Source organism: Bradyrhizobium sp. F1.4.3, from assembly GCF_040548375.1.
GTDB lineage: Bacteria > Pseudomonadota > Alphaproteobacteria > Rhizobiales > Xanthobacteraceae > Bradyrhizobium.
In genome coordinates, this window is the sequence record NZ_JBEPRN010000003.1 from 424,603 (window position 1) to 450,801 (window position 26,199).

At 66.1% G+C, this 26,199-nt stretch carries 22 protein-coding genes, 1 tRNA gene and 1 riboswitch; of the genes, 11 read left to right on the plus strand and 12 right to left on the minus strand.

The features are described 5' to 3' along the window. Positions 1-38: 38 nt before the first annotated feature. Positions 39-704, plus strand: a complete 666-nt coding sequence (locus tag ABIB73_RS14055) for a glutathione S-transferase family protein (RefSeq protein ID WP_354224923.1) — start codon at positions 39-41, stop codon at positions 702-704. A gap of 32 nt (positions 705-736) precedes the next feature. Here the strand turns inward: ABIB73_RS14055 and ABIB73_RS14060 are convergent, their stop codons facing one another. After that, positions 737-2,023: an MFS transporter gene (locus ABIB73_RS14060; RefSeq protein WP_354224924.1), complete on the minus strand. Its 1,287-nt coding sequence runs from the start codon at positions 2,021-2,023 to the stop codon at positions 737-739. 106 nt (positions 2,024-2,129) lie between these two features. Beyond that, positions 2,130-3,881 carry a gamma-glutamyltransferase gene (gene ggt, locus ABIB73_RS14065; RefSeq protein WP_354224925.1) on the minus strand — a complete coding sequence of 584 codons (1,752 nt, stop codon included), beginning with the start codon at positions 3,879-3,881 and terminating at the stop codon, positions 2,130-2,132. Between the two features lie 100 nt (positions 3,882-3,981). Between ggt and ABIB73_RS14070 the strand changes: the two genes are divergently transcribed. Beyond that, on the plus strand, positions 3,982-5,370 hold the full coding sequence (locus ABIB73_RS14070; RefSeq protein ID WP_354224981.1) for an MFS transporter: 1,389 nt from the start codon (positions 3,982-3,984) through the stop codon (positions 5,368-5,370). 61 nt (positions 5,371-5,431) lie between these two features. On the opposite strand, the gene purH is transcribed toward ABIB73_RS14070, so the two are convergent. From purH to ABIB73_RS14085, 3 genes are all read right to left on the minus strand, one after another. Next, positions 5,432-7,024 (minus strand): bifunctional phosphoribosylaminoimidazolecarboxamide formyltransferase/IMP cyclohydrolase, encoded by a 1,593-nt coding sequence (gene purH, locus ABIB73_RS14075; RefSeq protein WP_354224926.1) that lies wholly within the window; start codon positions 7,022-7,024, stop codon positions 5,432-5,434. A gap of 25 nt (positions 7,025-7,049) precedes the next feature. Next, a riboswitch (ZMP/ZTP riboswitch) is annotated at positions 7,050-7,131 on the minus strand. Between the two features lie 55 nt (positions 7,132-7,186). Then, positions 7,187-8,905 (minus strand): heparinase II/III family protein, encoded by a 1,719-nt coding sequence (locus tag ABIB73_RS14080; RefSeq protein ID WP_354224982.1) that lies wholly within the window; start codon positions 8,903-8,905, stop codon positions 7,187-7,189. A 157-nt stretch (positions 8,906-9,062) separates the two neighbouring features. Next, positions 9,063-10,409, minus strand: a complete 1,347-nt coding sequence (locus ABIB73_RS14085; RefSeq protein WP_354224927.1) for an RsmB/NOP family class I SAM-dependent RNA methyltransferase — start codon at positions 10,407-10,409, stop codon at positions 9,063-9,065. A 188-nt stretch (positions 10,410-10,597) separates the two neighbouring features. Between ABIB73_RS14085 and ABIB73_RS14090 the strand changes: the two genes are divergently transcribed. Continuing rightward, positions 10,598-10,795: a DUF1674 domain-containing protein gene (locus tag ABIB73_RS14090; RefSeq protein WP_354224928.1), complete on the plus strand. Its 198-nt coding sequence runs from the start codon at positions 10,598-10,600 to the stop codon at positions 10,793-10,795. 43 nt (positions 10,796-10,838) lie between these two features. Further along, positions 10,839-11,429, plus strand: coding sequence for a thermonuclease family protein (locus tag ABIB73_RS14095; RefSeq protein WP_354224929.1), 591 nt, complete (start codon positions 10,839-10,841; stop codon positions 11,427-11,429). Between the two features lie 55 nt (positions 11,430-11,484). Here the strand turns inward: ABIB73_RS14095 and ABIB73_RS14100 are convergent, their stop codons facing one another. Next, the gene (locus ABIB73_RS14100) at positions 11,485-12,003 is read right to left on the minus strand and encodes a L,D-transpeptidase (RefSeq protein WP_354224930.1); all 519 of its coding nucleotides are present in this window, start codon (positions 12,001-12,003) and stop codon (positions 11,485-11,487) included. A 436-nt stretch (positions 12,004-12,439) separates the two neighbouring features. Then, entirely contained in the window at positions 12,440-14,386 is a 1,947-nt protein-coding gene (gene acs, locus ABIB73_RS14105) for an acetate--CoA ligase (protein ID WP_354224931.1), read from the minus strand. Between the two features lie 377 nt (positions 14,387-14,763). On the opposite strand from acs, the gene ABIB73_RS14110 reads away from it, so the two are divergent. After that, a complete protein-coding gene (locus ABIB73_RS14110; protein ID WP_354224932.1) occupies positions 14,764-15,933 on the plus strand; it encodes a DNA topoisomerase IB in 1,170 nt (389 codons plus the stop codon). Between the two features lie 15 nt (positions 15,934-15,948). Here ABIB73_RS14110 and ABIB73_RS14115 read toward each other — a convergent pair whose 3' ends face one another. Beyond that, on the minus strand, positions 15,949-16,407 hold the full coding sequence (locus ABIB73_RS14115) for an SRPBCC family protein (RefSeq protein WP_354224933.1): 459 nt from the start codon (positions 16,405-16,407) through the stop codon (positions 15,949-15,951). A 101-nt stretch (positions 16,408-16,508) separates the two neighbouring features. Between ABIB73_RS14115 and ABIB73_RS14120 the strand changes: the two genes are divergently transcribed. Then, positions 16,509-17,597 carry an adenylate/guanylate cyclase domain-containing protein gene (locus tag ABIB73_RS14120; protein WP_354224934.1) on the plus strand — a complete coding sequence of 363 codons (1,089 nt, stop codon included), beginning with the start codon at positions 16,509-16,511 and terminating at the stop codon, positions 17,595-17,597. A 21-nt stretch (positions 17,598-17,618) separates the two neighbouring features. On the opposite strand, the gene ABIB73_RS14125 is transcribed toward ABIB73_RS14120, so the two are convergent. The 4 genes from ABIB73_RS14125 to tsaD form a co-directional block, all read right to left on the minus strand. Then, positions 17,619-18,032, minus strand: a complete 414-nt coding sequence (locus tag ABIB73_RS14125; RefSeq protein WP_354224935.1) for an EVE domain-containing protein — start codon at positions 18,030-18,032, stop codon at positions 17,619-17,621. 100 nt (positions 18,033-18,132) lie between these two features. Continuing rightward, positions 18,133-19,245, minus strand: coding sequence for an alpha/beta hydrolase (locus ABIB73_RS14130; protein ID WP_354224936.1), 1,113 nt, complete (start codon positions 19,243-19,245; stop codon positions 18,133-18,135). Positions 19,246-19,361: 116 nt separating this feature from the next. Further along, a complete protein-coding gene (locus tag ABIB73_RS14135; RefSeq protein WP_354224937.1) occupies positions 19,362-20,342 on the minus strand; it encodes an NAD(P)H-dependent glycerol-3-phosphate dehydrogenase in 981 nt (326 codons plus the stop codon). A gap of 2 nt (positions 20,343-20,344) precedes the next feature. Then, positions 20,345-21,418: a tRNA (adenosine(37)-N6)-threonylcarbamoyltransferase complex transferase subunit TsaD gene (gene tsaD, locus ABIB73_RS14140; protein WP_354224938.1), complete on the minus strand. Its 1,074-nt coding sequence runs from the start codon at positions 21,416-21,418 to the stop codon at positions 20,345-20,347. Between the two features lie 153 nt (positions 21,419-21,571). On the opposite strand from tsaD, the gene ABIB73_RS14145 reads away from it, so the two are divergent. From ABIB73_RS14145 to ABIB73_RS14165, 5 genes are all read left to right on the plus strand, one after another. Continuing rightward, positions 21,572-22,318 (plus strand): uroporphyrinogen-III synthase, encoded by a 747-nt coding sequence (locus tag ABIB73_RS14145; protein ID WP_354224939.1) that lies wholly within the window; start codon positions 21,572-21,574, stop codon positions 22,316-22,318. A gap of 92 nt (positions 22,319-22,410) precedes the next feature. Next, positions 22,411-23,646 carry a COG4223 family protein gene (locus ABIB73_RS14150; protein ID WP_354224940.1) on the plus strand — a complete coding sequence of 412 codons (1,236 nt, stop codon included), beginning with the start codon at positions 22,411-22,413 and terminating at the stop codon, positions 23,644-23,646. 35 nt (positions 23,647-23,681) lie between these two features. After that, on the plus strand, positions 23,682-25,433 hold the full coding sequence (locus tag ABIB73_RS14155; RefSeq protein ID WP_354224941.1) for a heme biosynthesis HemY N-terminal domain-containing protein: 1,752 nt from the start codon (positions 23,682-23,684) through the stop codon (positions 25,431-25,433). 99 nt (positions 25,434-25,532) lie between these two features. Beyond that, positions 25,533-25,608: transfer RNA gene (locus tag ABIB73_RS14160), tRNA-Thr, on the plus strand. Between the two features lie 155 nt (positions 25,609-25,763). Further along, positions 25,764-26,129: a hypothetical protein gene (locus ABIB73_RS14165; RefSeq protein ID WP_354224942.1), complete on the plus strand. Its 366-nt coding sequence runs from the start codon at positions 25,764-25,766 to the stop codon at positions 26,127-26,129. The last annotated feature ends 70 nt before the right edge of the window (positions 26,130-26,199 follow it).

The window sequence follows — 26,199 nt, forward strand, 5'->3', positions numbered from 1 at the left end:
GCGGCCGATCGACCACGCCTAGTCTGGGGACCCCGCCGATGCTGACCGTCCACCATCTCAACAATTCCCGCTCGCAGCGGGTGCTGTGGCTGCTCGAAGAGTTGGGCGTGCCCTACGAGATCGTGCGCTATCAGCGCCAGCCCGACATGCGCGCCCCGAAAGAGCTGCGCGCCATCCACCCGCTCGGAAAATCGCCGGTCATCACCGACAACGGCAACACCGTCGCCGAATCCGGCGCGATCATCGAATATCTCATCGCGACCTATGGCAACGGCCGGCTGATCCCGCCGCCGAACACGCCGGAGCGGCTACGCTTCACCTATTGGCTGCATTATGCGGAAGGATCCGCGATGTCGCCGCTGCTGTTGAAGCTGTTGTTCACGCTGATGCCGAAGCGCGCGCCGGCTTTGCTGCGCCCGCTGGTGCGCAAGGTCTCGAACCAGGCGCTGACGGCGCTGGTCAATCCGCAACTCAAGCAACACATGGACTATTGGGAGGGCGAGCTCGGCAAAAGCGAATGGTTCGCCGGCAACGAGTTCTCTGCGGCCGACATCCAGATGAGCTTTCCGCTCGAAGCCGCCCAGGCGCGCGGTGGTCTCGAACAGGGCCATCCCAAGGCGATGGCGTTCCTCGAACGCATCCACGCGCGTCCCGCCTACAGCCGCGCGCTTGAGAAGGGTGGGCCGTATCAGGTGGGACGGTAAGTTTCCTCACCGCCCCGGGATGACGGACTCCACTAATCCGCGTGCAGCACGCGCCCGCGTGTCTCCGGCAGCGCGAACGCGGCGATGAAAAACACCGCGTAAGCCACCACCGCGAAGATCGCGATCGCATTCGCAAGCGTTGTCGTGGCCGATAGCGCACCGACCAGATACGGAAACAGCGCGCCGATGCCGCGGCCGAAATTGTAGCAAAAACCCTGGCCGGAGCCGCGCAGCCGGGTCGGATAGAGCTCGGTCAGGAACGCGCCGATGCCGGAGAAATAACCGGAGGCGAAGAAGCCGAGCGGGAGGCCGAGAACCCACAGGATCTCGTTGGTCAGCGGCAGCTGCGTGTAGAGCAGCACCACCGCGATGGCGCCAAGAGAGAAGGTCAGGAATAGGTTGCGCCGTCCGATCCGGTCGGCAAGCCAGGCGCCGACGAGATAGCCGATGAAGGAGCCGATGATCAGCGTCGAGAGATAGCCGGTCGAGCCGACGATCGACAGATGCCGCTCCTTGGTCAGGAACTGCGGCACCCAGAAGGTGATGGCGTAATAGCCGCCTTGGCAGCCCGTCGCCGCCAGCGATGCCAAAATCGTGGTCTTCAGGATCGGACCGGAGAAGATTTCCCAGAGCGCGGGACGGTCGCCGCTCGCAGCCTGCTTGGCGCGCGCTGCAGCCGCGATCTCCGGTTCGGTGACGGAGCGGCGGATATAGAACACCAGCAGCGCCGGCAGCGCGCCGATCACGAACATCCAGCGCCACGCTGTTTCGGCCGGCAAAGCCGAGAACAGGATCGCCTGCGACAGCACTGCGAGGCCCCAGCCGACGGCCCAGCCCGATTGTACCGAGCCGACTGCGCGCCCGCGATATTGCGGCCGGATCGCCTCGCCCATCAGTACCGCACCGGCCGCCCATTCGCCGCCGAAACCCAGGCCCAGCACAGCGCGCGCGATCAAAAGCTGCTCGAAATTCTGCACGACCGCGCAGACCAGCGAGAAGACCGAGAACCAGATGATGGTGATCTGGAGCGTCCGGACCCGGCCGATATGATCGGAGAGATAGCCGCCAAGCCATCCGCCGATGGCGGAGGCCAACAGCGTCACGGTGCCGGCGAGACCCGCGGAGGCGGCATCGACCTTCCACAGCGCGATGATGGTGCCGATCACCAGCGGGTAGATCATGAAGTCCATGCCGTCGAGCGCCCAGCCCGCCGCGCAGGCCCAGAACGTCCGCCGCTCCGGCGCATTCATGTCGCGATAGAAGGCGAGAAGGCTGGTGTCCTCGATCTCGGCGCGCTCGATCGGATCGGCTGTGCTCATATGCGTTCCCCGGCAATTTTCTTGAATCCGGCGGTGGTAGCACGCACGGCAGCCGGCGCAAGCCGGCGCAAGCCGGCGCAGGCCGTCGTGCTATGCAGCGGCCAAGTTACTGTCCCACCGCTTCGGCACCGCGTGAGCGCGGATCGGGCGCGCCGAGCGGTCCGTTCGGCGTCACCGCGATCGAGTTGGCCGAGGTCTGTCCCATCGGCTCGACGATGAGATGGTCCATCGCCTTCAGCTCGAACAGCACGTCGTCGGGAAAGCCGCGCTCGACGCGGACCTCGTCCGGCAGCCACTGATGATGCAGCCGCGGCGCGGCAACGGCGGCAGCGACGTCCATCTTGTAGTCGAGGACGTCCACGATCACCTGGAGCACTGTCGAGATGATGCGGCTGCCGCCGGGCGAACCCGTCACCAGCACCGGCTTGCCGTCCTTCAGCACGATGGTCGGCGACATCGAGGACAGCGGCCGCTTGCCCGCCCCGGGCAGATTGGCCTCGTAGCCGACGAGGCCATAAGCATTGGAGGCGCCGACCGCGGCGGTGAAATCGTCGAGTTCGTTGTTGAGCAGCACGCCGGTGCCGTCTGCGACGAGGCCGACGCCATAGCTGAAGTTCAGCGTGTAGGTGTTGCTAACCGCGTTGCCGCGGCTATCGACGACCGAGAAATGCGTGGTGTTGCTGCCCTCGCGCGGCGAGGTCGCGGTGGCAACGAGTTCCCTGGCCGGCGTGGCGCGATCGGTGGAGATGCCTGCCCGCAGCTTCGCGGCATAGTCCTTCGCAGTGAGGGTCTCGATCGGTGCGTTGACGAAGGCCGGATCGCCGAGATAGCGCGCGCGGTCCGCATAGGCGCGCTTCATGGCTTCGATGAGAAGATGCAGCGAGGCCGGCGAACCTTGCTTCAGCTCCGCAAGCTGAAAGCCTTCGAGAATGTTGAGCGTCTCCACCAGCACCACGCCGCCGGACGAGGGTAGCGGCATCGAGACGATGTCGTAGCCGCGATAGGTGCCGCGCACCGGCGAACGGATCACGGCTTGATAGGCTTTCAGATCGGCCGACGTCATGATGCCGCCGGCGTCGGATATGGCCTTGGCGAGCTTGTCCGCGACCGGACCTTCATAGAAGCCGCGCGGGCCTTGCGCGGCCACGCTCGCCAGCGTGTCGGCGAGATCGCTCTGCACCAGCTTGTCGCCTTCGCCGAGCGGAGTGCCATCGGGCTTCGCGAAGATTTTTGCCGAGGACGGCCAGCGTGCCAGCCGCGGGTACCAGCCCGGCAGGGTATCGGCGATGTCGTCGCTGACGACAAAGCCGTCGCGCGCGAGTGCGATCGCAGGCTGGAGCAGTTGCGCCAGCGTGAACTGGCCCGAGCCGTATTTCTCCAGCGCCAGCGCAAGTCCTGCGACCGTACCGGGCACACCGATGCCAAGCGCGGAATCACGCGACTTCGCGGCATCCGGCTTGCCCTCGGGCCCGAGGAAGATCTGCGTCGTGGTTGCCGCTGGCGCGGTCTCGCGGTAGTCGATCGCGATGTCCTCGTTGCGCTCAGTGGAATGGATCACCATGAAGCCGCCGCCGCCGATATTGCCGGCGCGCGGATAGGTCACCGCCATCGCAAAGCCGGTTGCGACCGCGGCGTCGATCGCATTGCCGCCGCGCCGCAGGATCTCGGCGCCGACTTGCGCCGATATCTTCTCCTGCGCCACCACCATGCCGTGCTCGGCCGGAACGGCGTGCACCGTGTCGAGCGCGGGCGGAAAATAAGCCCGTCGCGCATCCTGTGCGGTCGCAGATGCAAGACCAAACGCCAGAGTGGCGATGAATGCGAAAAATGTCCGCCGTGTCGACAATGACGACATCATCAAATTTCCGCCGTGGCTTCGGGCCAATTCACACGCGTCGCTATAATGCTATACGGTTTGCGCCACGAGAGGCAAAACTGTTTGTGAAGAGGACTGCATGATGACGACGATTGTCTCGGATGTGCGCGCGGGCGGCGCTGAACGGACTTACCCGCCGCGCGCGGCCGTCGTCAGTTGGATCTTCTTCGATTGGGCCGCGCAGCCCTATTTCACGCTAATCACCACCTTCGTGTTCGCGCCCTATTTCGCCACCAGCATCGCGCCAGATCCGGCCACCGGACAATCGCTGTGGGGTTTTGCGATGGCAGCTGCGGGTCTGGCGATCGCACTGATGTCGCCGGTGTTAGGGGCCATCGCGGATGCCTCGGGCCGTCGAAAGCCGTGGATCGCCGCGTTCGGCGCGCTCCTGGTGGTGGCGTCCTGCGCGCTGTGGATCGGCAAGCCCGGCGATCAGGCCATCATTCCGCCACTGCTCACCGCGGTTGCGCTCGCAAGCGTCGGTGCAGAGTTCGCTACTGTCTTCAACAATGCAATGATGCCAACCCTGGTGCCGCCTGAGCGCATCGGCCGCCTCTCCGGCACCGGCTGGGCCACCGGTTATATCGGCGGCATCGTCAGCCTCATCATCGTGCTCGGCTTCCTCGCCGCCAATCCCGAAACCGGCCGCACGCTGCTGGGCTTCACGCCGCTGTTCGGGCTCGATCCCGCCACTCACCAGGGCGATCGCGCCGCGGGGCCGTTGACCGGGCTGTGGTTCATCATCTTCGTCACGCCGATGTTCCTGCTCACGCCGGATTACCCGGCGCGCCGCCCGGTGCGTGCGGCTCTGCGCGCGGGCCTCTCCGAGCTGAAGCAATCGTTGAAGAGTTTGCCAGAGCAGAAGTCGCTCGCGGCGTTTCTGCTCGCCAACATGATCTATACTGACGGTCTGGTGTCGCTGTTTGCCTTTGGCGGCATCTATGCCGCGGGCACCTTCGGCTGGCACACGATCCAGATCGGCACGTTCGGAATCATCCTCGCCATCGCCGGCACCTTTGGTGCATGGTTCGGCGGCAAGCTCGACGATTTCCTGGGACCGAAGCGCGTCATCGCGGGCAGCATGCTGATCCTGCTGCTCTCGGTGGCAGCGATTCTCCTCGTCGACAAGGATAGTGTCCTGTTCGTCAAGGTCGCGCCGCCCGAGCCGGGCGCCGCGCTGTTCTCGAGCGCTGCCGAGCGCGCCTACCTGATCCTGGGCTGCCTGATCGGTGCCGCCGGCGGCCCGCTCCAGGCCGCCTCCCGTACGCTCCTGATCCGTCTCGCGCCGAAAGATCGCATCGCGCAGTATTTCGGCCTGTTCGCGCTGACCGGAAAGGTGACGTCCTTCATCGGGCCGCTCCTGATCGGCGTGATCACTGCGGCAACTGCGAGCCAGAAGGCCGGCATGGCCGTGCTGGTGGTGTTCTTCGTCGCAGGGCTCGCGCTGCTGATGCGGGTGCGGGAATCCTAACTTCCGGCGTCGTCCCGGCCATCGCCGGGACGACCCGCTGAGAGTTTAGTGCACCGAAATTTTAGTGCCTGAAGTGCCGCGTCCCCGTGAACACCATCGCGATGCCGTGCTCGTCGGCGGCCTTGATTACTTCGTCGTCGCGCATGGAGCCGCCGGGCTGCACCACGGCGGTGGCGCCGGCCTCGATGCAGGCGAGCATGCCGTCGGCGAACGGGAAGAAGGCGTCGGAGGCCACGACCGAGCCTTTGGTGAGCGGCTCGGCGAGCTTGAGTTCGTTCGCTGCGTCCTGCGCCTTGCGCGCCGCGATCCGCGCTGAATCGACCCGGCTCATCTGGCCCGCGCCGATGCCGACGGTGGCGAGATCCTTGGCGTAGATGATGGTGTTGGACTTGACGTGTTTTGCCACACGGAACGCGAATTTCAGGTCGCGCATTTCGGCGTCGGTCGGCGCGCGCTTGGTCATGACCTTGAATGTCATGTCATCGACCACGGCGTTGTCGCGGCTCTGCACGAGGAGGCCGCCGGCGACCGTCTTGGCGGTCAGGCCCGGCGCGCGCGAGTCGGGCAGGCTGCCGGCGAGCAGCAGGCGCAGATTCTTGCGTGCGCCGATGATGGCGATCGCTTCCTCGCTCGCATCGGGCGCGATGATCACCTCGGTGAAGATTTTTGTGATCTCGCGCGCGGTGTCGGCATCGAGCGCGCGGTTCATTGCGATGATGCCGCCGAAGGCCGAGGTGGAATCGCAGGCCAGTGCTTTGCGATAGGCGCTGACGAGGTCGGAGCCTTCCGCAACGCCGCAAGGATTGGCATGCTTGACGATGACGCAGGCCGCGGTGCGCTTGGCGTCGAACTCACCGATGCATTCATAGGCCGCATCAGTGTCGTTGATGTTGTTGTAGGAGAGCTCCTTGCCCTGCAACTGCCGCGCGGTCGAGACGCCCGGCCGCTTGTCCGGCGTCGCATAGAACGCCGCGGTCTGGTGCGGGTTCTCGCCATAGCGCAGCGACTGGATCAGCCTGCCGCCGAAGGCGCGGAAGTCGGGCGCGTCGATCTCGAGCTGCCGGTTGAACCAGTTCGAGATCGCGGCGTCATAGGCAGCGGTACGGGCATAGGCCTTCGCGGCGAGCCGCCGGCGCAGCTTCAGCGTGGTCGCGCCCTTGTTGGCGGCGAGCTCGTCGAGCACGGTCTGATAATCCTGCGCCTCGACCACGACGGCGACGTCGTCATGGTTCTTCGCTGCGGCTCGGATCATCGCGGGGCCGCCGATGTCGATGTTCTCGATGCAATCTTCGAAGCCCGCGCCTTTGTCGACGGTTGCTTCGAACGGATAGAGATTGACGACCAGAAGGTCGATCGGCGCGATGCCATGCGCCTTCATCGCGTCCGCATGTTCCTTGTTGTCGCGGATCGCGAGCAGGCCGCCATGCACCTTCGGATGCAGCGTCTTGACGCGGCCATCCATCATCTCGGGAAAGCCGGTCAGCTCGGAGACGTCTTTCACCTTCAGCCCGGCCGCAGCGATCGCCTTGGCGGTGCCGCCGGTCGAAACCAGTTCGACGCCATGCGCGGCAAGCGCCTTTGCGAATTCGATCAGGCCGGTTTTATCGGAAACGGAAAGCAGGGCGCGGGTGATGCGGCGGGGATGGTCGGTCATGAGCAAGATCCTCTGTCTTAAGGAGTGTCTATGCCCAGGCGCGCGGCAGATATGTCCCGCGCTTCCCGATGGTGCTCCATCCAAGGTCGCCAGTCGCGCGAGGGCTCGATAGCAGTTTTCGACGCCTTTCACAACGATCAGATGGGGCCGAATCGCGGGTGTTTACAGCGGAAGTTCCGGCTCGCGCCGGGCGTTGCGGCGGGCATTGGTGACCGCCGGCGAGGCGCTCGAGCGCACAAAGCTCCAGCGGAGCGAGGGCGCCTGCCGCGCATCCTGCCGGATCACGATCTGCGCGGTGCGGCGGGGGCCGTCATTGCCGGCCAGGAACACGCTGTCCTCGAGTTCGACCTTGTCGTCGAGCGCCTCGAAGGTCCAGACGTCGCGGTTGGGCAGCACCAGCATGACGCCGCGGGCGTCCGACAGCCGGCTCGCTTTCACCGCCGGATGCAGGTGGAAACGCAGCGCGAAATCGGCATCGGCACCCTTGAGGCGCGCGCCTTGCGGCGGCGACAGCGTGTCCTCGCCGTCGATCCGTCCGCCGTCATTGGCGATCATCAGCGCCCGGCGATGGATCACGCCGAACTTAGCGAGATAGCCGTCATGCGAGGTCGTCAGCAGTGTGCCGTCCTGCACGACCTCGCGATAACTTTCGACCTCGGCCGGCCCGTTGGTGACGGGCGCGCCGTGCAACAGCCGCTTCATCGCCGACATCTCGACGAACTGACAGGACGAGGTGTCGTGATAGGTCAGCGTCGAATGCGCCGCCGTGCCGCGTGCGAACGGTCGCCAATTGTCGCGGCCCGTGGTCGGCATGCCGCAATTGGTGACGATGCGGCTGATGCCCGAGGACAATTCGAACGACAGGCAGCCGGCATGGGCGTCATGGCTCACGCCGGCCGGCGGCGGCGGGCCGGTGTCGATGATCAGCGTGGTCTGGCCGGCATCGAGGCGCTGGAAGCCGGTGTGCGGCATGTTCGCCATCGGCGTGCCATGTGTGTCGTCATAGGCGAGCAGCGTGGCGAGCAGGTCCGAGGACGTCGCGCTCATGCCGTTGAACAGCGCGAAATTGCCGTCGCCGTGCCGGAAGAAGCGCAGCATCGGCATCATGCGGTCGATCGCATTGAGCAGCGCCGGCGGCGGCGCGATGTTGCGCGCAGCAAAGGTCTGCCGCAGCGGCAACAGGTCGATCAGCAGTTCGATCAGCGCGCCGGGATTGCGGGAGATGTGCCCGCCGTCGGGGAGAATCTGCCGCTGCAATTCGTCGGAGAGCTTTTTCGACGCGCTGCGGATATGACGCGCCTGGTTGGCGAGGCAGAGCGTCGTGTAGCACAGCGCGATCAGCACCTGGAGCTTCGGCACCCCGTCGGGAATGTTGACCATGGTGAAGCGCAGGAAGCGGATCTCGCGCGCCAGCGCGCGCAGATAGCGGCGGTAGAATTTGTTGTCGGTGTCGTTGAGCACCAGCGGCGCCTGTGACAACAGCGAGATCACGCGCCGGGCCAGCACGTCGGCGCGGCGCGCGACGGGACGGCGCTTGTTGGCGGGGTTGGAGATCCAGTCCTCGACCAGCGCGCGCGCATTCGCCCGCGTCAGCGCGGTGTCGGCGGCACGCAAATGCCGCAGCCAGCCGAAGCCGAGCAGCGCAACCTCCCAATCCTCCGAGGGCGGATCGAGATCGAAGATCGAGCGGCCGTGGCAGTTGACGATCTTGCCGGCGAAGACGAAGCGCCCGGCATAGATCTCGGCGGCGCGTGTCGCATCCGCCGTACGCAAATCATGTGGCGCGATGATCAGCCGGTCGGTACGGCCCGGCCAGACCCGCGACAGCGCAACGGAACCGCCGCTCGCGCGCGCGAGCATGTTCCGCGCGAAGCGGTTCATCACCAGCGTCGAGATACGTCTGCGATGAGCGACTGACACGCCTTGCCTTGAAGGGGGAGAGGATTCCGACGAATCCTTATTAATCCCAAAATCGGTCGGCTGACACCACCTTGAAAGGCTCCGAATCAGCGCCGCGGCAGCAAAAACCGGTGCAAAATCAGGATTTAACGAGTCGGGCCGCGAAAAACCCGTCGAGCCCGCCGAGCTTCGGGTCAGCATGCGGCAGGTGACTCGGCAAGGTACGCAGGTCGCCGTCGGCGGTGATGATCTCGTTGAGGCCGGAGACCTCGGCAGCCTCGATCGGCACGCGGCGAAGCGCAGGCTCCGCGGCGAGCAGCGCGGCGATGGCCTGCTCGCCCTCTTCGGGTTCCAGCGAACAGGTGCAGTAGACCAGCGTCCCGCCGGGCTTGAGCAGCGAGACCGATTTTTGCAGCAGCCGCTGCTGGAGCGCGGTCATCGTGGCGATGTCGGCTTCCTGCCGCAGCCAGGACACGTCGGGGTGGCGGCGGATCGTCCCGGTCGAGGTGCAGGGCGCGTCGATCAGGATACCGTCGAAGCCATCCGCCGGACCCGCCCACTCCACGGCGTCAGCGACCACAGTCTCGGCCTGGAGCGACAGCCGTGTCAGATTCTCGCGCAGGCGCGCCACCCGGGCGGGCGAGCGGTCGATCGCCGTGACCCGCGCGCCGGCCTGGGCCAGTTGCGCGGTCTTGCCGCCGGGCGCGGCGCAGAGATCGGCAATGGACTTGCCGGCGATGTCGCCGAACAACCGGGCTGGCAATGCGGCAGCGGCGTCCTGCACCCACCATTGCCCTTCGGCGAAGCCGGGCAGCATGGTCACCGCGCCGTGCAGCATCGTGCGCACCGATCCGGTCGGCAGCACTTCGCCGTGCAGCCGGCTCGCCCATTGCGTGGCGTCGGACTTCACGGTGAGATCGAGCGAAGGTTCGTGGCCGAGCGCAAGCGCCATGTCCCGTGCGACTGTCTCGCCGTAATGCGCGCTCCAGCGCGCCAGCAGCCAGGGCGGCAGGTCCAGCGATTGGGCGGTGACTTCCTCCACCAGCGCCTTGCCCTCGCGCGCGCAGCGGCGCAGCACGGCGTTGACGAGGCCGGCATAGCGCGCGGCACGCCGGTCGGACTGCACGAGGCGGACGGAGAGATCGACGGCGGCGTGATCGGGCACGTCCATCCAGAGGATCTGGGCGGCGCCGATCAGCAGCGCGCTCTGCGCGCGCGGCGCATCGGATGGAATGCCCTTGTCGAGCAGGCGCGACAGCACATGGCCGAGCGTGCCGAGCCGGCGCAGGATGGTCGCGACGAGGCGCCGCATCAGCGCGCGGTCGCGGTCGGCGAGCGTCTTCAGTCCGGGATGGGCACCGGCGCCGTCGAGCTGGTCGTCAAGCGTGCGGTGCTTGTGTAGGACGCCGTCGACGATGTCGGCAGCGATCCGCCGCGCCGTGAGACCAGGCACTTCGGACGGAGGGGCAAAACGTTGAGATGGCATGCGGAAGCAAGGTTCTGAGCGAGCGGCAGTCCCGCCGATATGGGCGCATGCCTTAAGTACGGTAGCTGTGGCATGCGAATATGCCAAATGTAAGAATGGCCCCTGGCGTTTTCAGCCCTTCGCCGCCATTTCAGCAATGCGTTATTGGACGTCGCGCGACTTTTGATCCTGCGCTAGGAAACCAGGCGATGAGTGACCAGCCCACCGTTCCCGATCGCAAGCCGCTGTCGCCTGCCGCGCAGCGCGCGCTGGCCGAAGCCGAGGCGCGCCGGCAGGCTGCGGCGGCGCATGCCGAGGCCGCACCGAAGGAATTGCAGGGGCCCAAGGGGCCCGAGCCCACGCGCTACGGTGACTGGGAGCGCAAGGGCATCGCATCGGACTTTTGACGCTCTCTTGCCGGCCCGGCCGACTCAGCCATAGCGTGCGCGGATGTCGCGCTTCGACCCCAGCCATCCATATCGGTCTTCGTACAACGGCTCGCCGTTCGGCCGCCGCTTCTCGGGGCTGTTGCCGTGGATGTTCGTGGTCGGTGTCGTGGTGGCGATCGTGCTCACCTTCAGGCACGGGACGAACTGGCCCGTCCCGCATGCGACCGATGGTCAATCGCGCGATGCCCAGATCATCCTCGAGCAGGCCGGCAATTCTGACATTCACCAGCCGGTCGACGTCATCCGCACCATCGACGGCGATACCTTTCTCGCTCGCGTGCATCAGCGCGACGGCCGCGACCTCGTCGCGCGCGTGCGCCTGCGCGGTATCGATGCGCCCGAGATGAAAGCGTCCTGCCAGGACGAATTGAACAAGGCCGAAGCGGCCACCGACGCGCTGCGCAACCTGCTCGGCCAGGGCGGCGTCACGATCTACAATCTCGGCTCCGAAAAATACGGGCGCGTCCTCGCCGACGTCGCGACCAAGCGCACCGCCAACGTTTCGGCCATGCTGCTCGCGGGCGGTTACGCGCGCAGCTACAATGGCGGCCATCGCGATGGCTGGTGCGCACGCGGCTGGCGCTTCTGGTAACAAAGAAGCCGCGTCGAATGACGCGGCTTTTGCTGTCTTGCTTTGATCTCTTCGATCAGCGCGTCACGACCACCGTCGTGCCGACAGAGACGCGGCTGTAGAGATCGGTGATGTCGTCGTTGAGCATGCGGATGCAGCCATAGGAGACGAAACCGCCGACCGAGCCCGGCACGTTGGTGCCGTGGATGGCATATTCACCGCCGGCCAGCGTCATCGCGGCGACACCCATCGGGTTGCGCGGCGAGCCGCCCGGAATGACGTCCGGCATGTTCGGCTTGTCGTGCCTTACCTCGGCGGGCGGCGACCAGGCCGGGTTGCGGTACTTGCCATCGATGCGGGTGGTGCCGGCCCACTGCTTGCCTGACTTGCCGACGCCGACTGGGTAGCGCACGGCGTGGCCGTCATCGAGAATGAGATAGAGCCGCCGCTCGTTGGTTTTGACCACGATGGTGCCCGGCGAATAGTCAGCCAGGTGCGTTCCCACCACTTCCGGCCGCGCCTGCGCTGCCGTCGACATCAAGACACCTGCCCCGATGGTGGTGGCGGCCAGCGCCACAGCAATCCTCATCGACATCTGTGCTTCCCCTCGCCCCTGACGGGTCGTCAAAATCTACGCAAAACCCGGCAATCGCCGGCTAGCCCGGAGATTCTTAACCGCACCTGTTAACCGGATGGTTTCCACGCGCGGCCGCCGAGGGCCAGCCAGCAGGGGAAGAAAGGAAATGTTCGAAACAAAGTAAATGACTTGAAAACAACACCTGGCGGGAAAGATGCGGCCGTGCCGGCACGCGCCCTGACAAGTGCGTGAGGATGTGAACGGCGGTCATTCGGGGCGCGACAGCGCGACGGGATGCAGGTGGTTTCGCGTCCCGGACGCGGCGCGGCACGCAAGTGACGCGACACAGAGCCGGGACCCATCTCGCCAGGGTTGATGACGTTGGAATGGGCTCCGGCTCGGCAGCCGCACCGCTGAAGAAGCGCTGCGCTGCGTCCGGGGCACGAGAGCCCTCTTAAGCCGACTTCCGGTTCTGCCGGTTCTTGACGAGGTCGTCGACCACGGCGGGATCGGCCAATGTCGAGGTGTCGCCCAGGCTGCCCGGCTCGTCCTCGGCGATCTTGCGCAGGATGCGGCGCATGATCTTGCCGGAGCGGGTCTTGGGCAGACCGGGCGCGAACTGAATCTGGTCGGGCGAGGCGATCGGGCCGATCTCCTTGCGCACCCAGGTGACGAGCTCCTTGCGCAGATCCTCTGTCGGCTCAACGCCGGCCATCAGGGTGACATAGGCGTAGATGCCCTGGCCCTTGATGTCGTGCGGGAAACCGACCACGGCGGCTTCCGACACCTTCTCATGCGCCACCAGCGCGCTTTCGACTTCCGCGGTGCCCATGCGGTGGCCGGAGACGTTGATGACGTCGTCGACGCGGCCGGTGATCCAGTAATAGCCATCGGCATCGCGCCGGCAGCCGTCGCCGGTGAAGTACTTGCCTTTGTAGGTCGAGAAATAGGTCTGCTCGAAACGGGCGTGGTCGCCATAGACCGTGCGCATCTGGCCCGGCCAGGAGCGCGTCAGGCACAGATTGCCCGATGTCTCGCCGTCCAGCACCTTGCCGTCGGCATCGACGATCTCGGGCACCACGCCGAAGAACGGCTGCGTCGCCGAGCCCGGCTTGAGTTTTGTGGCGCCCGGCAGCGGCGTGATCAGGATGCCGCCGGTCTCGGTCTGCCACCAGGTGTCGACGATCGGGCAGCGGTCGTCGCCGATGACGCGGTGATACCACTCCCAGGCTTCGGGATTGATGGGCTCGCCGACCGAGCCGAGCAGGCGCAGCGAAGCGCGCGAGGCCCTCTTCACCGGCTCATCGCCGGCCTGCATCAGCGCGCGGATCGCGGTCGGCGCGGTGTAGAAGATGTTGACCTTGTGCTTGTCGATGACGTTCCAGAACCTGGAATTATCCGGATAGTTCGGCACGCCCTCGAACATCAGCGTGGTTGCGCCGTTCGCCAGCGGCCCATAGAGAATGTAGCTGTGGCCGGTGACCCAGCCGACGTCGGCGGTGCACCAGTAGATATCGCCGTCGTGATAGTCGAAGACGTATTGATGCGTCATCGCGGCGAACACGAGATATCCGGCTGACGTGTGCAGCACGCCCTTGGGCTGGCCGGTCGAACCCGACGTATAGAGGATGAACAGCGGGTCCTCGGCGTGCATGTGCTCGGCCGGGCATTCCGTCGTCACCATCGCGGCTGCGTCGTGATACCAGAGGTCGCGGGTCGGGTTCATGTCGATCTTGCCGCCGGTGCGCTTGACCACGACGACCCAGTCGACGCCGTCGGCCTTGGCGAGCGCTGCGTCGACATTGGCCTTCAGCGGCACCCTCTTGCCGCCGCGCAGGCCTTCGTCCGCGGTGATGATCACCTTGGATTGGCAGTCGTTGATGCGCTGGGCGAGGCTGTCCGGCGAGAAGCCTGCGAACACCACCGAGTGGATCGCGCCGATCCGCGCGCAGGCCAGCATCGCATAGGCCGCTTCCGGAATCATCGGCAGGTAGATGGTGACGCGGTCGCCCTTCTTGACGTTGCGGGTGCGCAGGATGTTGGCCATCCGGCAGACCTCGTCGTGCAGCTCCTTGTAGGTGATGTGTTTTGACTGCGAAGGATCGTCGCCTTCCCAGATGATCGCGGTCTGGTGGGCGCGCTTGTGCAGATGCCGGTCGATGCAGTTATGGGCGACGTTGAGGACGCCGTCCTCGAACCATTTGATCGAGATGTTGCCCGGCGCGAATGAGGTGTTCTCGATTCTAGTCGGCGCCTTCATCCAGTCGAGGCGCTTGGCCTGCTCGGACCAGAAAGCGTTCGGGTCCGAGATCGAGCGAGCGTACATGTCCTTGTACTTGGCCTGGTCGACCCAGGCGCGCTTGGCCCAATCTGCGGGGACGTCGTAGATCTTCTCGGACATGTTTCCCTCCACCTACGGCAAGCCGACTTGTTCGTTGAACTGATTATGCGTCGGGCTAACCGGGCCCGACAAGGAGCACAAGCTGGACCTTCGGTGATCGGCCGGCCATGCGGCGGATCAAGGTGCGCGGGCCGGCTGTCGCAAATCTGAAACAGGCCGAGCGATGGCTTTCGGCTCTTTACCCAAATCTCCGGAACAGGCCCGTGCAGAGCCCCATGCACCGGTCGAAGGTATTCAGGAACCGCTCTTCACTGATTCGGGACTCGCAATACGGTTCGGAACACCCTAAATGGCCAACCCGGGTCCAAAGAGACCCCTTGGAACAAACAGCAGAACAATTGCATTGAGCGACAACAGGCGGGCTAAGGCATAAGGCTATGATGGATCAGCAGAATCTCGGGACGATACGGCCCGCTTCAGCCGATCCTGCCGCTATCGCACTGGCCAAAGCCCTCGGACAATGGCCGAAATCGGCCGCTTCGGGGCGTCCCAGCCCGAAAAAGGTCTTCGATACCGCGCCTGCGGCGACGGTCGAAGCGCTCGCCAGGGGGCTGGGCCTGCGGCTCGGCGACCAGAACGAGCTGACCATCCGGCGCATCAAGCGCGGCAAGGGCTACTCCTTCGTCCGTCCCAACGGCGCACACATCCGCGACGCCCGCACCATCCGCCGGCTGCATGCCATGGCGGTGCCGCCTGCCTATCGCGAGGTGCGCTACTCGGCCGATCCGAGCACGCATCTCCAGGCGGTGGGACGCGATGCCGCGGGCCGGCTGCAATATCGCTATCACGCCGATTGGGAGAAGGTTCGCGAGCACCGCAAGGCGCATCGCCTCGAAAAGCTCGTCGGTGCGCTGCCAAAGATCCGGCGCAAGGTCTCGACGTTCCTGTCGGGCGACGAGCCGACGCGCGAATTCGCGCTCTCGGCGGTGATCGAGCTGATTGCGCGCACCGCGATCCGTCCGGGCAACGAATCCTATGCCCGCCTCAACGGGACCCGCGGCGCCACCACGATGCTGAAGTCCAACGTGACGCTGGAAGACGATTGCTTCGTGCTGACCTTCAAGGCGAAGGGTGGCAAGGCGGTGCGGAAGGAATGCGACGCGGCCAAGCTGGCGCGCGCCATCGGTATCCTGCGCGGCGTCCCCGGCAAGCGCATGTTCCAGTATCGCGATGCCTACGGCATCGTGCGCGCGGTCAACACCACGCAGGTGAACGCATTCTTGCGCGAAATCGCCGGCATCAAGATTTCGCTGAAGGATTTCCGCACGCTGATGGCCTCGGCCGTCGTGGTGGAATCGCTATCGCGGATCACTCCGGCGACCAGCCAGCGCGGCCGCAAGAAGCAGGTGCTCGCCGCGATCCGTGCCGCGGCTGACCAGCTCTCCAATACGCCGGCGATCTGCCGAAAGAGCTACGTCCACGACACCATCGTCACCGCCTTCGAGGACGGCATCCTCGAACGCTTTGCTGCGACCATGAAGGGCCAGCGCTCGCAGGCCAGGCGCGAGCAGCTTCTGGCGCAGGTGGTGGCGACGGCGGCGGTGTAACGACTTCAGCTGCGGCTACATCTTGCCCTGCGGCCTGCGCGGATCCGGCCCGGGATCGCGTCCCGCGGCCGCCATCGTCAGCCGTCCCAGATAATGCACCCAGCCCTTGTCGTGGCTGGCGACCTGCTCCGCGTTCGGCAGGCCGCTATGGGTCATGCGCAGCAAGGTGCCGCCGTCCTGCTCGATCAGGTCGATCTCGATCAAGCTCGACCCCGGCGGGACTTCCTTGCCTTCGTCCCAGCCGAAGCTGTAGGCGAGGCGGTGGACCGGAACGACCTCACGGAATGTTCCCCGGACCGTGTTGCCGCTCGCCCCGACACCCTTGACGAGATAGAGGCCGCCCGCCTGCGGTTCGGTGGCGACCTCGGTCCCCATCCAGCTCACGATCTTGTCAGGATCTGTCAGGAAGGCGAAAACGGTGGCGCGCGGCGCCGCAATATGCGTCTCGCGTCGCAGGATGAACGGGTCGGTCATCGGCGATTATCCCTGGGCTGAGTTTAGGAGATGGCGGCGCACCGGACCCTCGTCAAGGATAGGCCGTGACAAAGAGGGCGCGCCAAAGCCATGATCGCGCCATGCCGTTGTCCTCAACGCTTGCCTGGCTGGTCGATGCCGCCGCGGAGACCGCGGGCGCCGACCGGCTGCTTGCGGAACTCGGCGCGCATCTGGTCGCAGACGGATTGCCGCTGGCGGGCGGCGCCCTGACGCTTGACGTTCCGCATCCACTCATCGCCCGGCGGACCTGGCTCTGGCGCGCCGAGGGCGAGGAGGTCATTGAAGCCCTGGGCTTTGCGCCGGGCGCGGCTGCGTTTGCGTCCGGGGCGCGCGACGATGCTGGCCGCCGCTGGCTGAGCGGGATCGCGGCCGGGACGGTGCGCCAAGACGTGATCGGGCCCGCCGAGGGCGGACCGTCGCTCGGATGGATCGGGCCGCGTCCGTTCACCCCTGGCGAGATCGAGCAACTGCGTCAAGCCGCGCGCTTTGCCGCCACTCCGCTGGCCCTGCTTGCCGTGCGCGCCACGCTAGCGGCGGCGCTCGAAGCCTATCTCGGCCGGCGCAGCGCCGCGCGGGTGCTGGCGGCGCCGTTGCGCCGCGACCTCGGCGAAACCATTCAGGCGGCGCTGCTCTATGCCGATCTGCGCGACTTCACGGCGCTGTCGGAAAATAATCCGCCCGCCGCGGTCATCGCGGCGCTCGATGCCTGGTTCGATCGTATCGCCGGCGCGGTTCACGCATTTGGCGGCGAGGTCTTGAAATTCATCGGCGATGGCGTGCTGGCGATCTTTCCGGTCGCAGGCGCCTCGCCGCGCGGTGCGTGCGACGCTGCCTTACGCGCGGTGACTGCGGCGCGCGCCGGCATGATGCATCTGGATGACGAGCGGCGCGGGCAGGCGTTGCCGCCGCTGTCATTCGGTGCTGCGCTTCATCTCGGCGAAATGCTGTGGGGCAATATCGGCGCCGCCAATCGGCTGGACTTCACGGCGATCGGCCCTGCCGTCAATCTGGTGAGCCGGCTCGAAGGATTGTGCAAGCCGCTCGGCAGAACCGTGCTGGTCTCGGGCGTGCTCGCCGCCGAGACGGATATGATGTTCGACGCGCTCGGACCGCATTCTCTGCGTGGAATTGCCTCGCCATGCGAAGTCTTTGCGCTGCCGGAGGCGTGAACACCGGCGCCAGCGAGACGACTACATCCCGCCCATCTTGCAGACGAGCTTCCACTCCTCCGCCGTCACGGGCTGCACCGATAGGCGCGAATATTTCACTAGCGCCATGTCCGCCAATCTCTTCTCGGCCTTGGCCGCGGCCATCGTCACCGGCGTCTTCAGGGGCTTGTCCGCCTTGATGTCGACGCAGACGAACTTGCCGGTCTTGTCGGTCGGATCGGGGTAGGCTTCCTTGATGATCTCGGCGATACCGACGATCTCCTTGCCCTCGTTGGAATGATAGAAGAAGGCCTTGTCGCCCTTCTTCATGTTCACGAGGTTCTGGCGCGCGGTGAAATTGCGCACGCCGGTCCAGGCCTCGCCTTTGGCGCCCTTGGCCACCTGTTGGTCCCAGGACCACACCGATGGTTCGGATTTCACCAGCCAGTAGTTCATCGCAACTCACCCCTTCCTGGATACGCCATCCACGTGCCGTGATGTCTAGGGCACGCGGATGCCCGCGACAAGCGCGGGCATCCGATATCCATCGCAGTACTCATTCCTTCAGATACCGATCGAAGAATCTTGCGATATCCGTGAAAGCTTCCTTCGTCTCCGGCGCATTGACGTTGAACTGGTACTGCGCGTGAGACTGGCCTTCATAGACGTTGAGATCGGCAATCACGTCGGCGCGGCGCAATTTGCGATGGGTGCGAACTGTATTGCTGAGGAACAAATCGCGCGTGCCCGATGTCAGGATGGTTGGCGGGAAGCCTTTGAAGTCGCCGTAGATCGGCGAGATGTAGGGATTCTTCAGGTCCGTCCCGTTGGCGTAGAGCTTTGCGGCGCGGCCGAGCCAGCCGTCCCAGGTCACGAGCACGTTGTCGACCCACTCATTGCTGGCGTAGGTGTCGCCGATCTTGTCGATATCGGACCATGGCGTGCCCGGTGCGATCGCCGCCGGCTTCGGCAGCTTCTCGTCCTTCGCGCGCAGCACCATCGCAAGCGTCATGGCGCCCCCCGTCGAGGTGCCGAAGATCGCCATCCTGCGTGCGTCGTGCGTCTTCACGGTCTCCTTCCAGACCGCCATCGCATCGTCCATCGCGGCGGGGTAGGGGAAATCGGGCGGCATGCGGTAGTCGACCGAGATCACCTTGAAGCCGCCAAAACCCGCCATCATGATTGCTTCAGGCAAAGCGGCTTCTCCGGGCCCGAACACGTAGCCACCGCCATGGACATGGACCAGAAGGCGTCGCCGGTTCTCGGGCGGGGTCTTGCTTGGCGTGACGATGAAGCAATGCACGCCCGCGATCTTCGTCTCCTCGACCTTGACGCCGAGCTTCTCCTTCATCGCCGGAATGCCCGCGATCGACAGCTTGGCGCGGCGATCGATCAGCTCCTTCCATTCCGCAGGGGACTTGGGGTCGGCATTGAAATGCGGCGGATAGGACGCGCCGATTACGGCCTGCATATCTGAGCTGACGTCATTGGCGGGACTGGCCATCGACTTGACGGGTGCGACCCGCTTGCCGTTCTCGGCGTTGGCGGCCGCCTCGTTTTTAGCGAGCTCGTCATATGATGCGGCGGCCTGGGCATGGGCCGCGGCAGGTAGTGTGGCGGCGAGGGCGATGATTCCGATCGAAAAGATGGCGTGATGCGGTTTGCGCATGCGCGGTTCCTTCGGGATCCGTTTCTTGATTATTGGACCGGGATCCTGCGGTTCGCCGCTACGCTAGACCAGCGTGCAAAGGTCGTGAAGTGCCGCCTATGGCACAACGGCCACCGTTATTCCTCAGCCTTGAACGGCCGTGTCAGGAGCCCTTCGATCGCGGCCTCAATCGTCAACCTGTTGTCGAGGATGGCAGCGACCGCTTGCGAGACCGGCATGTCGACGTTCCGTGCGGCCGCGAGCTCGACCAGCACCGGCGCAGTGAATGCGCCTTCCGCAAGCTTGCCCGCCGGCGCTGCCTCCCCACGACCGAGCGCAACGCCGAGCGCGAAATTACGCGATTGCGCGGTCGAACAGCTCAGGAGCAGGTCACCAAGGCCGGAGAGACCCGAGAGCGTTTCCGTGCGCGCGCCGCAGGCGCGGCCGAACCGTGCCAGCTCGCTGAAGCCGCGCGTGGTCAGCGCGGCGAGCGCTGAGGCACCGAGGTTGCGGCCAACCACGATACCGGCGGCGATCGCCAGCACGTTCTTGGCTGCGCCGCCGATCTCGACGCCGCGGACATCGGTGGAGTGATAGGGGCGGAATGTCGGCGAGCCCAGCGCCTGCACCAGGCTGCTTGCCAGCGCCTCGTCCTTCGCCGCCAGCGTCACCGCGGTCGGCAAGCCGCGCGCAACGTCGTCGGCAAAGCTCGGGCCCGACAGGATCGCAGGCTGCGCGTGGGGCGCGGCCTCGGCGATCACGTCGGTCATGAATTTACGGGTGCCGTGCTCGATGCCCTTAGCGCAGGCGACGACCGGCGTCGGCTTTACAATGTGCGAGGCCAGCATGTTGACCGCGCCGCGCAGATGCTGCGCGGGCGTTGCGATCAGCAGCATCTCCGCGCGCGACGCCAGGGCGAGATCGCTCGTCACCACGATCTCCGGCGCCAAGCGCACGCCGGGCAGCCGCGGATTGACGCGGGTCGATGCGATCCGCGTCGCGTGCTCGGCGTTGCGCGCCCACAGCGTCACGTTCCGCCCGGCGCGCGCCGCCACAGTCGCCAGCGCCGTGCCCCAGGCACCGGCGCCGATCACCGCTACGGACTGCAATGCAGTCATCGTCAAAACCCCGCGCGGGTGTTGCGGTAGCCCACAGGCGCCGTCGCATCGGCATCGAGCAGCCAGCGCGCGCGGGGCTGGGCTTCCATCGTATCCGTCATGCCGAGCGCGAGGCGTTCGGCGCCGGCCCATGCGATCATCGCTCCGTTGTCGGTGCAGAGCGACGGTGGCGGCATGATCAGTTGCGTCTGTGCCTGCTTGGCAACGTCATACAGGGCGCCGCGGATCGCCTGATTGGCGGCGACGCCGCCGGCCGCCACCAGAGCACGCGGCGCGCCAAACTGCTCGCGGAAAAGCTTGAGGCCTACGCTCAGCCGATCGGCCGTCGAGTCCAGCACGGCGGCCTGGAAACTCGCGCAGAGATCGTTGATGTCCTGCGGCGTGATCTCCGTGATCCGGCTGGCTTCGTTGCGCACCGCCGTCTTCAATCCCGACAGCGAGAAATTGGCATCGGGCCGTCCCTGCATCGGCCGCGGGAAGGCAAACCGCGTGGCGTCGCCTCTCTTCGCCGCGAGCTCCACCTGCGGGCCGCCGGGATAGGGCAGGCCCAGCATCTTCGCGACCTTGTCGAAGGCCTCGCCGATCGCGTCGTCGACGGTGGTGCCGAGCCGCACATACTGGCCGACGCCGGTAACCGCGACGATTTGGGTGTGGCCGCCGGAGGCGAGGAACAGGCAATAGGGAAATTCGAGCTGGTCGGTCAGCCGCGGCGTCAGCGCATGCGCTTCGAGATGGTTCACCGCGACCAGCGGCGTGTCATGCACCATCGCGATCGCCTTCGCGGTGGTAAGCCCGACGATGACGCCGCCGATCAGGCCCGGCCCCGCAGCGGCCGCGACGCCGTCGAGCTGGGCGTAGTCGATGCCGGCCTCGTGCATGGCGCGGTCGATGATGCCGTCGAGCAGGTCGACATGGGCTCGCGCGGCGATCTCGGGTACGACGCCGCCGAAACGGGCATGTTCCTCGACCTGGGACCGCACGATATTGGACAGGATCTTGCCGCTGCCGTCAGGCGCGCGCTCGATCACGGCCGCGGCGGTCTCGTCGCAGGTGGTTTCGATGCCCAGTACCAGCATTGGCGAATTGTTATCCAATTTGCGCCCTTGCGCTCATCCACAAAGCCGAGTTCTGGTACGTCCGGTAGCATTCCGGGGTCGCCTTGCGCAATTGCCGCGCGCAGGTCGTCCTCGTGAAAGCGTCGCCGCTGTGCGGCCCTGGGAACACAAGCGATGACCATTCTTGTCACACGGCCGCATCCCGACAATGAGGCGACGGCGGAAGGGTTGCGCGCAAGGGGTCATGTGGTGCTGTTGGCGCCGCTGCTCAAGTTCGAGCCGGTCGCCTTTCATGACGAAAGCGAGGCCAGCTACGGCGCCATCATCGTCACATCGGCCAATGCGATTCGCGCCGTCGCGCCGCTGTTGCCGGACCTCGATCTGTTGAAGCTGCCGCTGTTTGCGGTCGGCGAGCATACTGCGACTGCCGCCCGCGACGCCGGCTTTGCCGAGGTGATTGTCGCCGGCGGCGATGCCGCGGCCTTGCGCGACAAGGTGATGCAGGGCGCGCGCGCCAAGCGCGTGAAGAAGAAAAGCACGCTGCTCTATCTTGCGGGTGCGGACCTGTCCCGCGACCTCGGTGGCGAGCTCGGTGCGCAAGGATTCAACGTGGTGACGCAGACGACCTATCGCATGGCGCCGGTGAAGCACCTGCCCCGCGAGGTCTGCGAGGGTTTTGCCGCCCATGGCATTCAAGCGGTGCTGCATTACTCCCGGCGCAGTGCGCGGGCCTTTCTGGAGGCGGCGCGAGATGAAGGCGTCGAGATTTCGGCACTGGCGATCCCGCAATGCTGCCTGTCTGAGACGGTTGCTGGCGTGCTGCGCGAAGCCGGTGCCGCGCAGGTCGCGGTTGCCGCCACGCCGGACGAAAATGCCCTATTTGAGACCTTGGAGCGTGCTTTGCGGACCCGTTTGGCGTAAGAGGACGGGCCGAATCCGACGAGATCGGGTCGGTCCAAGGGATCTGCGCCAAGGGATCTGCGCAAGGTACGCAAGTGTGAGGAACCGTCACGATGGCCGACGACAAGCCTGAAGACGCAGGATTGGCTCCCGAGTCCGGCCGTGCCAAGCGCACCCCGCCCACCATCGACCTCGATGCGACCGAAGTCTCCACCCAGCCGCAGGACTTGGCGGGCGAGCCGGAGGCTCAGCCGACGCCCGAGCAGGCAAAGTCCGAGCAGGCCAGCGTCGAGGAAGCCAAGATCGAGGAGGCCAGGATCGCAGAGGCTCAGGCTGAGCCGCAGCGCGCCGAGGCGCGGGCCGCCGTTGCGTCCGCACCGGTGTCGCCCTGGGTCATTGCGCCGTTCTCCGGCGCTGTCGCAGCGGCAGTCGTGATCGCAGTCGGCTGGATGCTGGGCTGGCCCGCGGTGCAGGCGCCGCCGGCCGCGCCGCAGGTGACGAGTGCGACGATCGATGCGCTGAGCGGACGCGTTGCCGCGGTCGAAGCCAGGGCGGCCAAGCCCGCGGCCGATCCGGCGATTGTCGCGCGGCTCGACGCGCTGGAAAAATCCGTGGGTACCTTGCGCAGCGATATCGCCAATCTGCGCACGCAGTCCGACAAGACCGCGAGCGCATTGAATGATGCGAAATCAGCGCCGCGCGATGCGGCGGCCTCGTCCGATCTCTCTGCCCTCAACGACCGCATCTCCCAACTCGAGCGCGCCAGCACGAATGCGCGCGCCGAACTCGCGCAGCAGGGCGAGAAGATCGCAGATGCAAAGGTGATGGACGACAGGCCGTTGCGTTATATGGTTGTCGCCTCCCTGCTCGACGTTGCCGTTCGCCATAACGATCCCTATCAGGCGCAGCTTTCCGCGGCTCGGGCGCTTGCGGCCAAGCCCGATATGCTGAAGCCGCTTGATCTGTTCGCGTCCGCGGGCATCCCGACGCCGGTCGCGTTGAGCCGCGAGCTTCTCAACATCGTGCCGAAGCTGTCGCCGCCGGCGGAAGCCCCGAGCAGCGGCGCCGGCATCGTCGAACGGCTCCAGGCGGGCGCGTCAAAACTCGTCCGCATCGAGCGCACCGACGGGATCGGCAACGATCGCGGCGCCATCGTCGCGCGGGTTACGTCGGCGGCGCTACGCAACGATTTCGTCGAGGCGCGGCGCGAGCTGAAGACGCTGCCCGAGGCCGATCGCGCGCCGGCACAGGCCTGGCTCGACAAGGCCGATGCCCGCGATGCCGCGCTGGCCGCGTCCCGGAAATTCGCCGATGATGCGATGGCGGATCTCGCCAAGCCTGCTCAATAAGATTCGCGCAACAATCTGCGCGTATAGGGATCGCCATGCTTCGCATCGTGCTCTTTCTCGTTCTGATCGCGCTCGCGGCGGCCGGCGCGGCCTGGGTTGCCGACCAGCCCGGCGATTTCGTCCTGACTTGGGGCGTCTTCCGCGCCACAACCACGTTTCCCAGGTTCGTGCTTGGGCTCGGCCTTTTTGCGGCGGTGGTCGTGTTGGCCTGGAGCATTTTGACGACGATCTGGCGCACGCCGGGGCGGATGCGCCGCCGCCGTCACGAAAAGCGCCACGCGCGCGGTCGCCACGCCATCACCCACGGCCTGCTCGCGATCGGCCATGGCGATACCGCGCTTGCCCGCCGTCACGCCGAAGCGGCGCGGCGGTATGCGCCGAACGATCCGCTCGCGCTGCTGCTGCACGCGCAGTCGGCGCAGCTCGAAGGCAATCGCGACGAAGCGCAGCGCGCCTTCCGCGCCATGGCCGAGCGTGAGGACACGCGGTTGCTTGGCCTGCGCGGTCTCTTCATCGAGGCGCAGCGGGCCGACGATGCGGTTGGCGCCGTGATGATCGCCGAGGAAGCGATCAAGCTGTCGCCGTCCTCGACCTGGGCCTCGCACGCGGTGCTCGGCTTCCGCTGCGCGCGCGGCGACTGGAGCGGCGCGGTCGCAATTCTCGATTCGAATTTGTCCGCGGGCCTGATCGACAAGGCGGCCTACCGCCGGCAGCGCGGCGTGCTGCTGACGGCGCGCGCGCTGGAATTGGAGACCATGGACCGCGACGTCGCGCGTGAGAGCGTGATGGAGGCTATCAAGCTCGCGCCGGCGCTGGTGCCTGCCGCCGTGCTCGCCGCGAAATTCGAGAGCGAGGCGCATCAGGTGCGCCGCGCCATGAAGTTGGTCGAGGCTGCCTGGCTCGCCAATCCGCATCCCGATCTTGCGGACGCCTATGCGCATGTGAAGCTCGGCGATGCCGCGCGGCAGCGCTTGCAGCGGGTCGAGACGCTCGCAGCCAAGGTCTCTGCCGACAAGCCCGGCTACGTTGAAGGCCAGCTCGCGATCGCGCGCGCCGCGATCGATGCCTCGGAATTCGCCCGCGCGCGCGAGGTGCTCGCGCCTTACGTCAATGATCCGACCCAGCGCGTGGCGCTGCTGATGGCCGAGATCGAGCGCACCGAGCATGGCGACGGCGGCCGTGCCCGTGCCTGGACCTTGCGCGCGGTGCGCGCCCGGCACGATCCGGCCTGGACCGCGGACGGTTATGTCAGCGATCGCTGGCGCCCGGTCTCCCCGGTCACCGGCCGCCTCGACGCCTTCCAGTGGCAGACGCCGGTCGCGAGCCTGCCCTCGGACAGGGGCACCACGATCGAGTCCTCCGCCTTCGAGGAAGCCATGTTGGCGGCCCCGCCGCCGAAGCGGGTGACGGTGGTCTCCGAGAGTCCGGTGGAACCGAGCGTGGCGGCGCCGACGCCGGCCGCACAGGACAACGCACCCCCGGCGGCCAAGGACGAGCTGGCGGTCACGCCCGATGAGGCGGTCAAACCGGCCCCGGAGCCGGCCGAATCATCGCTACCTGCGGCAACACCGGTGTTCCGGACCCGCGCCGACCTCGGCAAGCCCGCACCTGCCCCGATTCCTGCCCCGATCCCCGCCGTCATCCCGATCGTCCGCGCCCCTGATGATCCCGGCATCGATGAGGACGGTCCAAGCGATGAATTTACGGAACAAATCGGCACGCCCAGAGACCAAGCAAAGGCCCAGGCCAGCGGCTGGCGCGGATTCTGGTCGCGCTGGGGCGCGTGAGGCACATTTCAGACCCGGCTTGTCCTTGCCAATTCGGGCCATGCCCGATATCAGGAGCGCGCGTATCGGGGCCCGGCTTCGCCGGTCCCGCCAGGGTCCGCCGCAATAGCTCAGCTGGTAGAGCACGTCATTCGTAATGACGGGGTCGGGGGTTCGAGTCCCTCTTGCGGCACCAGCGCCTTGATTCATCCGATCATCATCATCCGACATTTGGCCTGCGCTTTTCTGCTTGCGACTGGTCCCGCCACGGCAGGGCGCGTGATCTCCATCACATAACGCGGGACGCGTCTCCCCTAGTGTCCCGGTCACGCAAACACGGGGAGATTTCACATGCGCAAGATCATTCTGGTTGCCGCCATGGTCCTGGCTTCCGCATCTGCCTTTGCAGGCGACCGCAGCCTGTCGCTCGCCACGGTCAACGAGCAGGCCTCCGCTCCGCAGACGACGACGGCAACGACCAATGCGACGACGCAGCTGAGCGAAGCAGCGCCAGCCACCGACGCTCCGAAATATGTCGATCGTCCGCCGGCGGTTTCGACTACGGCGCCGGCTGCGGCGACCGCGACGACATCCGCGCCCACTGCTACCCAGCCTGGACCGAAGACCAGTGCGAAGGCGGACAAGCCGAAGCACAAGCGCACCTGGACCGAAGGCCGCATCATCAGCGAGCTGCACCGCCACGGCGTCTACTGGTAAGCGGCGGCATGAAGCTCCCAAAATGGAAATGGCCGGGCTCAGCCCGGCCATCATGCTTGTCGAACCGAAG

Bases quoted from the DNA above. Each gene is read 5' to 3' on its own strand.
- ABIB73_RS14055 (WP_354224923.1), top strand. From the start codon at position 39: ATGCTGACCGTCCACCATCTCAACAATTCCCGCTCGCAGCGGGTGCTG.
- ABIB73_RS14060 (WP_354224924.1), bottom strand. From the start codon at position 2,023: ATGAGCACAGCCGATCCGATCGAGCGCGCCGAGATCGAGGACACCAGC.
- ggt (WP_354224925.1), bottom strand. From the start codon at position 3,881: ATGATGTCGTCATTGTCGACACGGCGGACATTTTTCGCATTCATCGCC.
- ABIB73_RS14070 (WP_354224981.1), top strand. From the start codon at position 3,982: ATGACGACGATTGTCTCGGATGTGCGCGCGGGCGGCGCTGAACGGACT.
- purH (WP_354224926.1), bottom strand. From the start codon at position 7,024: ATGACCGACCATCCCCGCCGCATCACCCGCGCCCTGCTTTCCGTTTCC.
- ABIB73_RS14080 (WP_354224982.1), bottom strand. From the start codon at position 8,905: ATGAACCGCTTCGCGCGGAACATGCTCGCGCGCGCGAGCGGCGGTTCC.
- ABIB73_RS14085 (WP_354224927.1), bottom strand. From the start codon at position 10,409: ATGCCATCTCAACGTTTTGCCCCTCCGTCCGAAGTGCCTGGTCTCACG.
- ABIB73_RS14090 (WP_354224928.1), top strand. From the start codon at position 10,598: ATGAGTGACCAGCCCACCGTTCCCGATCGCAAGCCGCTGTCGCCTGCC.
- ABIB73_RS14095 (WP_354224929.1), top strand. From the start codon at position 10,839: ATGTCGCGCTTCGACCCCAGCCATCCATATCGGTCTTCGTACAACGGC.
- ABIB73_RS14100 (WP_354224930.1), bottom strand. From the start codon at position 12,003: ATGTCGATGAGGATTGCTGTGGCGCTGGCCGCCACCACCATCGGGGCA.
- acs (WP_354224931.1), bottom strand. From the start codon at position 14,386: ATGTCCGAGAAGATCTACGACGTCCCCGCAGATTGGGCCAAGCGCGCC.
- ABIB73_RS14110 (WP_354224932.1), top strand. From the start codon at position 14,764: ATGATGGATCAGCAGAATCTCGGGACGATACGGCCCGCTTCAGCCGAT.
- ABIB73_RS14115 (WP_354224933.1), bottom strand. From the start codon at position 16,407: ATGACCGACCCGTTCATCCTGCGACGCGAGACGCATATTGCGGCGCCG.
- ABIB73_RS14120 (WP_354224934.1), top strand. From the start codon at position 16,509: ATGCCGTTGTCCTCAACGCTTGCCTGGCTGGTCGATGCCGCCGCGGAG.
- ABIB73_RS14125 (WP_354224935.1), bottom strand. From the start codon at position 18,032: ATGAACTACTGGCTGGTGAAATCCGAACCATCGGTGTGGTCCTGGGAC.
- ABIB73_RS14130 (WP_354224936.1), bottom strand. From the start codon at position 19,245: ATGCGCAAACCGCATCACGCCATCTTTTCGATCGGAATCATCGCCCTC.
- ABIB73_RS14135 (WP_354224937.1), bottom strand. From the start codon at position 20,342: ATGACTGCATTGCAGTCCGTAGCGGTGATCGGCGCCGGTGCCTGGGGC.
- tsaD (WP_354224938.1), bottom strand. From the start codon at position 21,418: ATGCTGGTACTGGGCATCGAAACCACCTGCGACGAGACCGCCGCGGCC.
- ABIB73_RS14145 (WP_354224939.1), top strand. From the start codon at position 21,572: ATGACCATTCTTGTCACACGGCCGCATCCCGACAATGAGGCGACGGCG.
- ABIB73_RS14150 (WP_354224940.1), top strand. From the start codon at position 22,411: ATGGCCGACGACAAGCCTGAAGACGCAGGATTGGCTCCCGAGTCCGGC.
- ABIB73_RS14155 (WP_354224941.1), top strand. From the start codon at position 23,682: ATGCTTCGCATCGTGCTCTTTCTCGTTCTGATCGCGCTCGCGGCGGCC.
- ABIB73_RS14165 (WP_354224942.1), top strand. From the start codon at position 25,764: ATGCGCAAGATCATTCTGGTTGCCGCCATGGTCCTGGCTTCCGCATCT.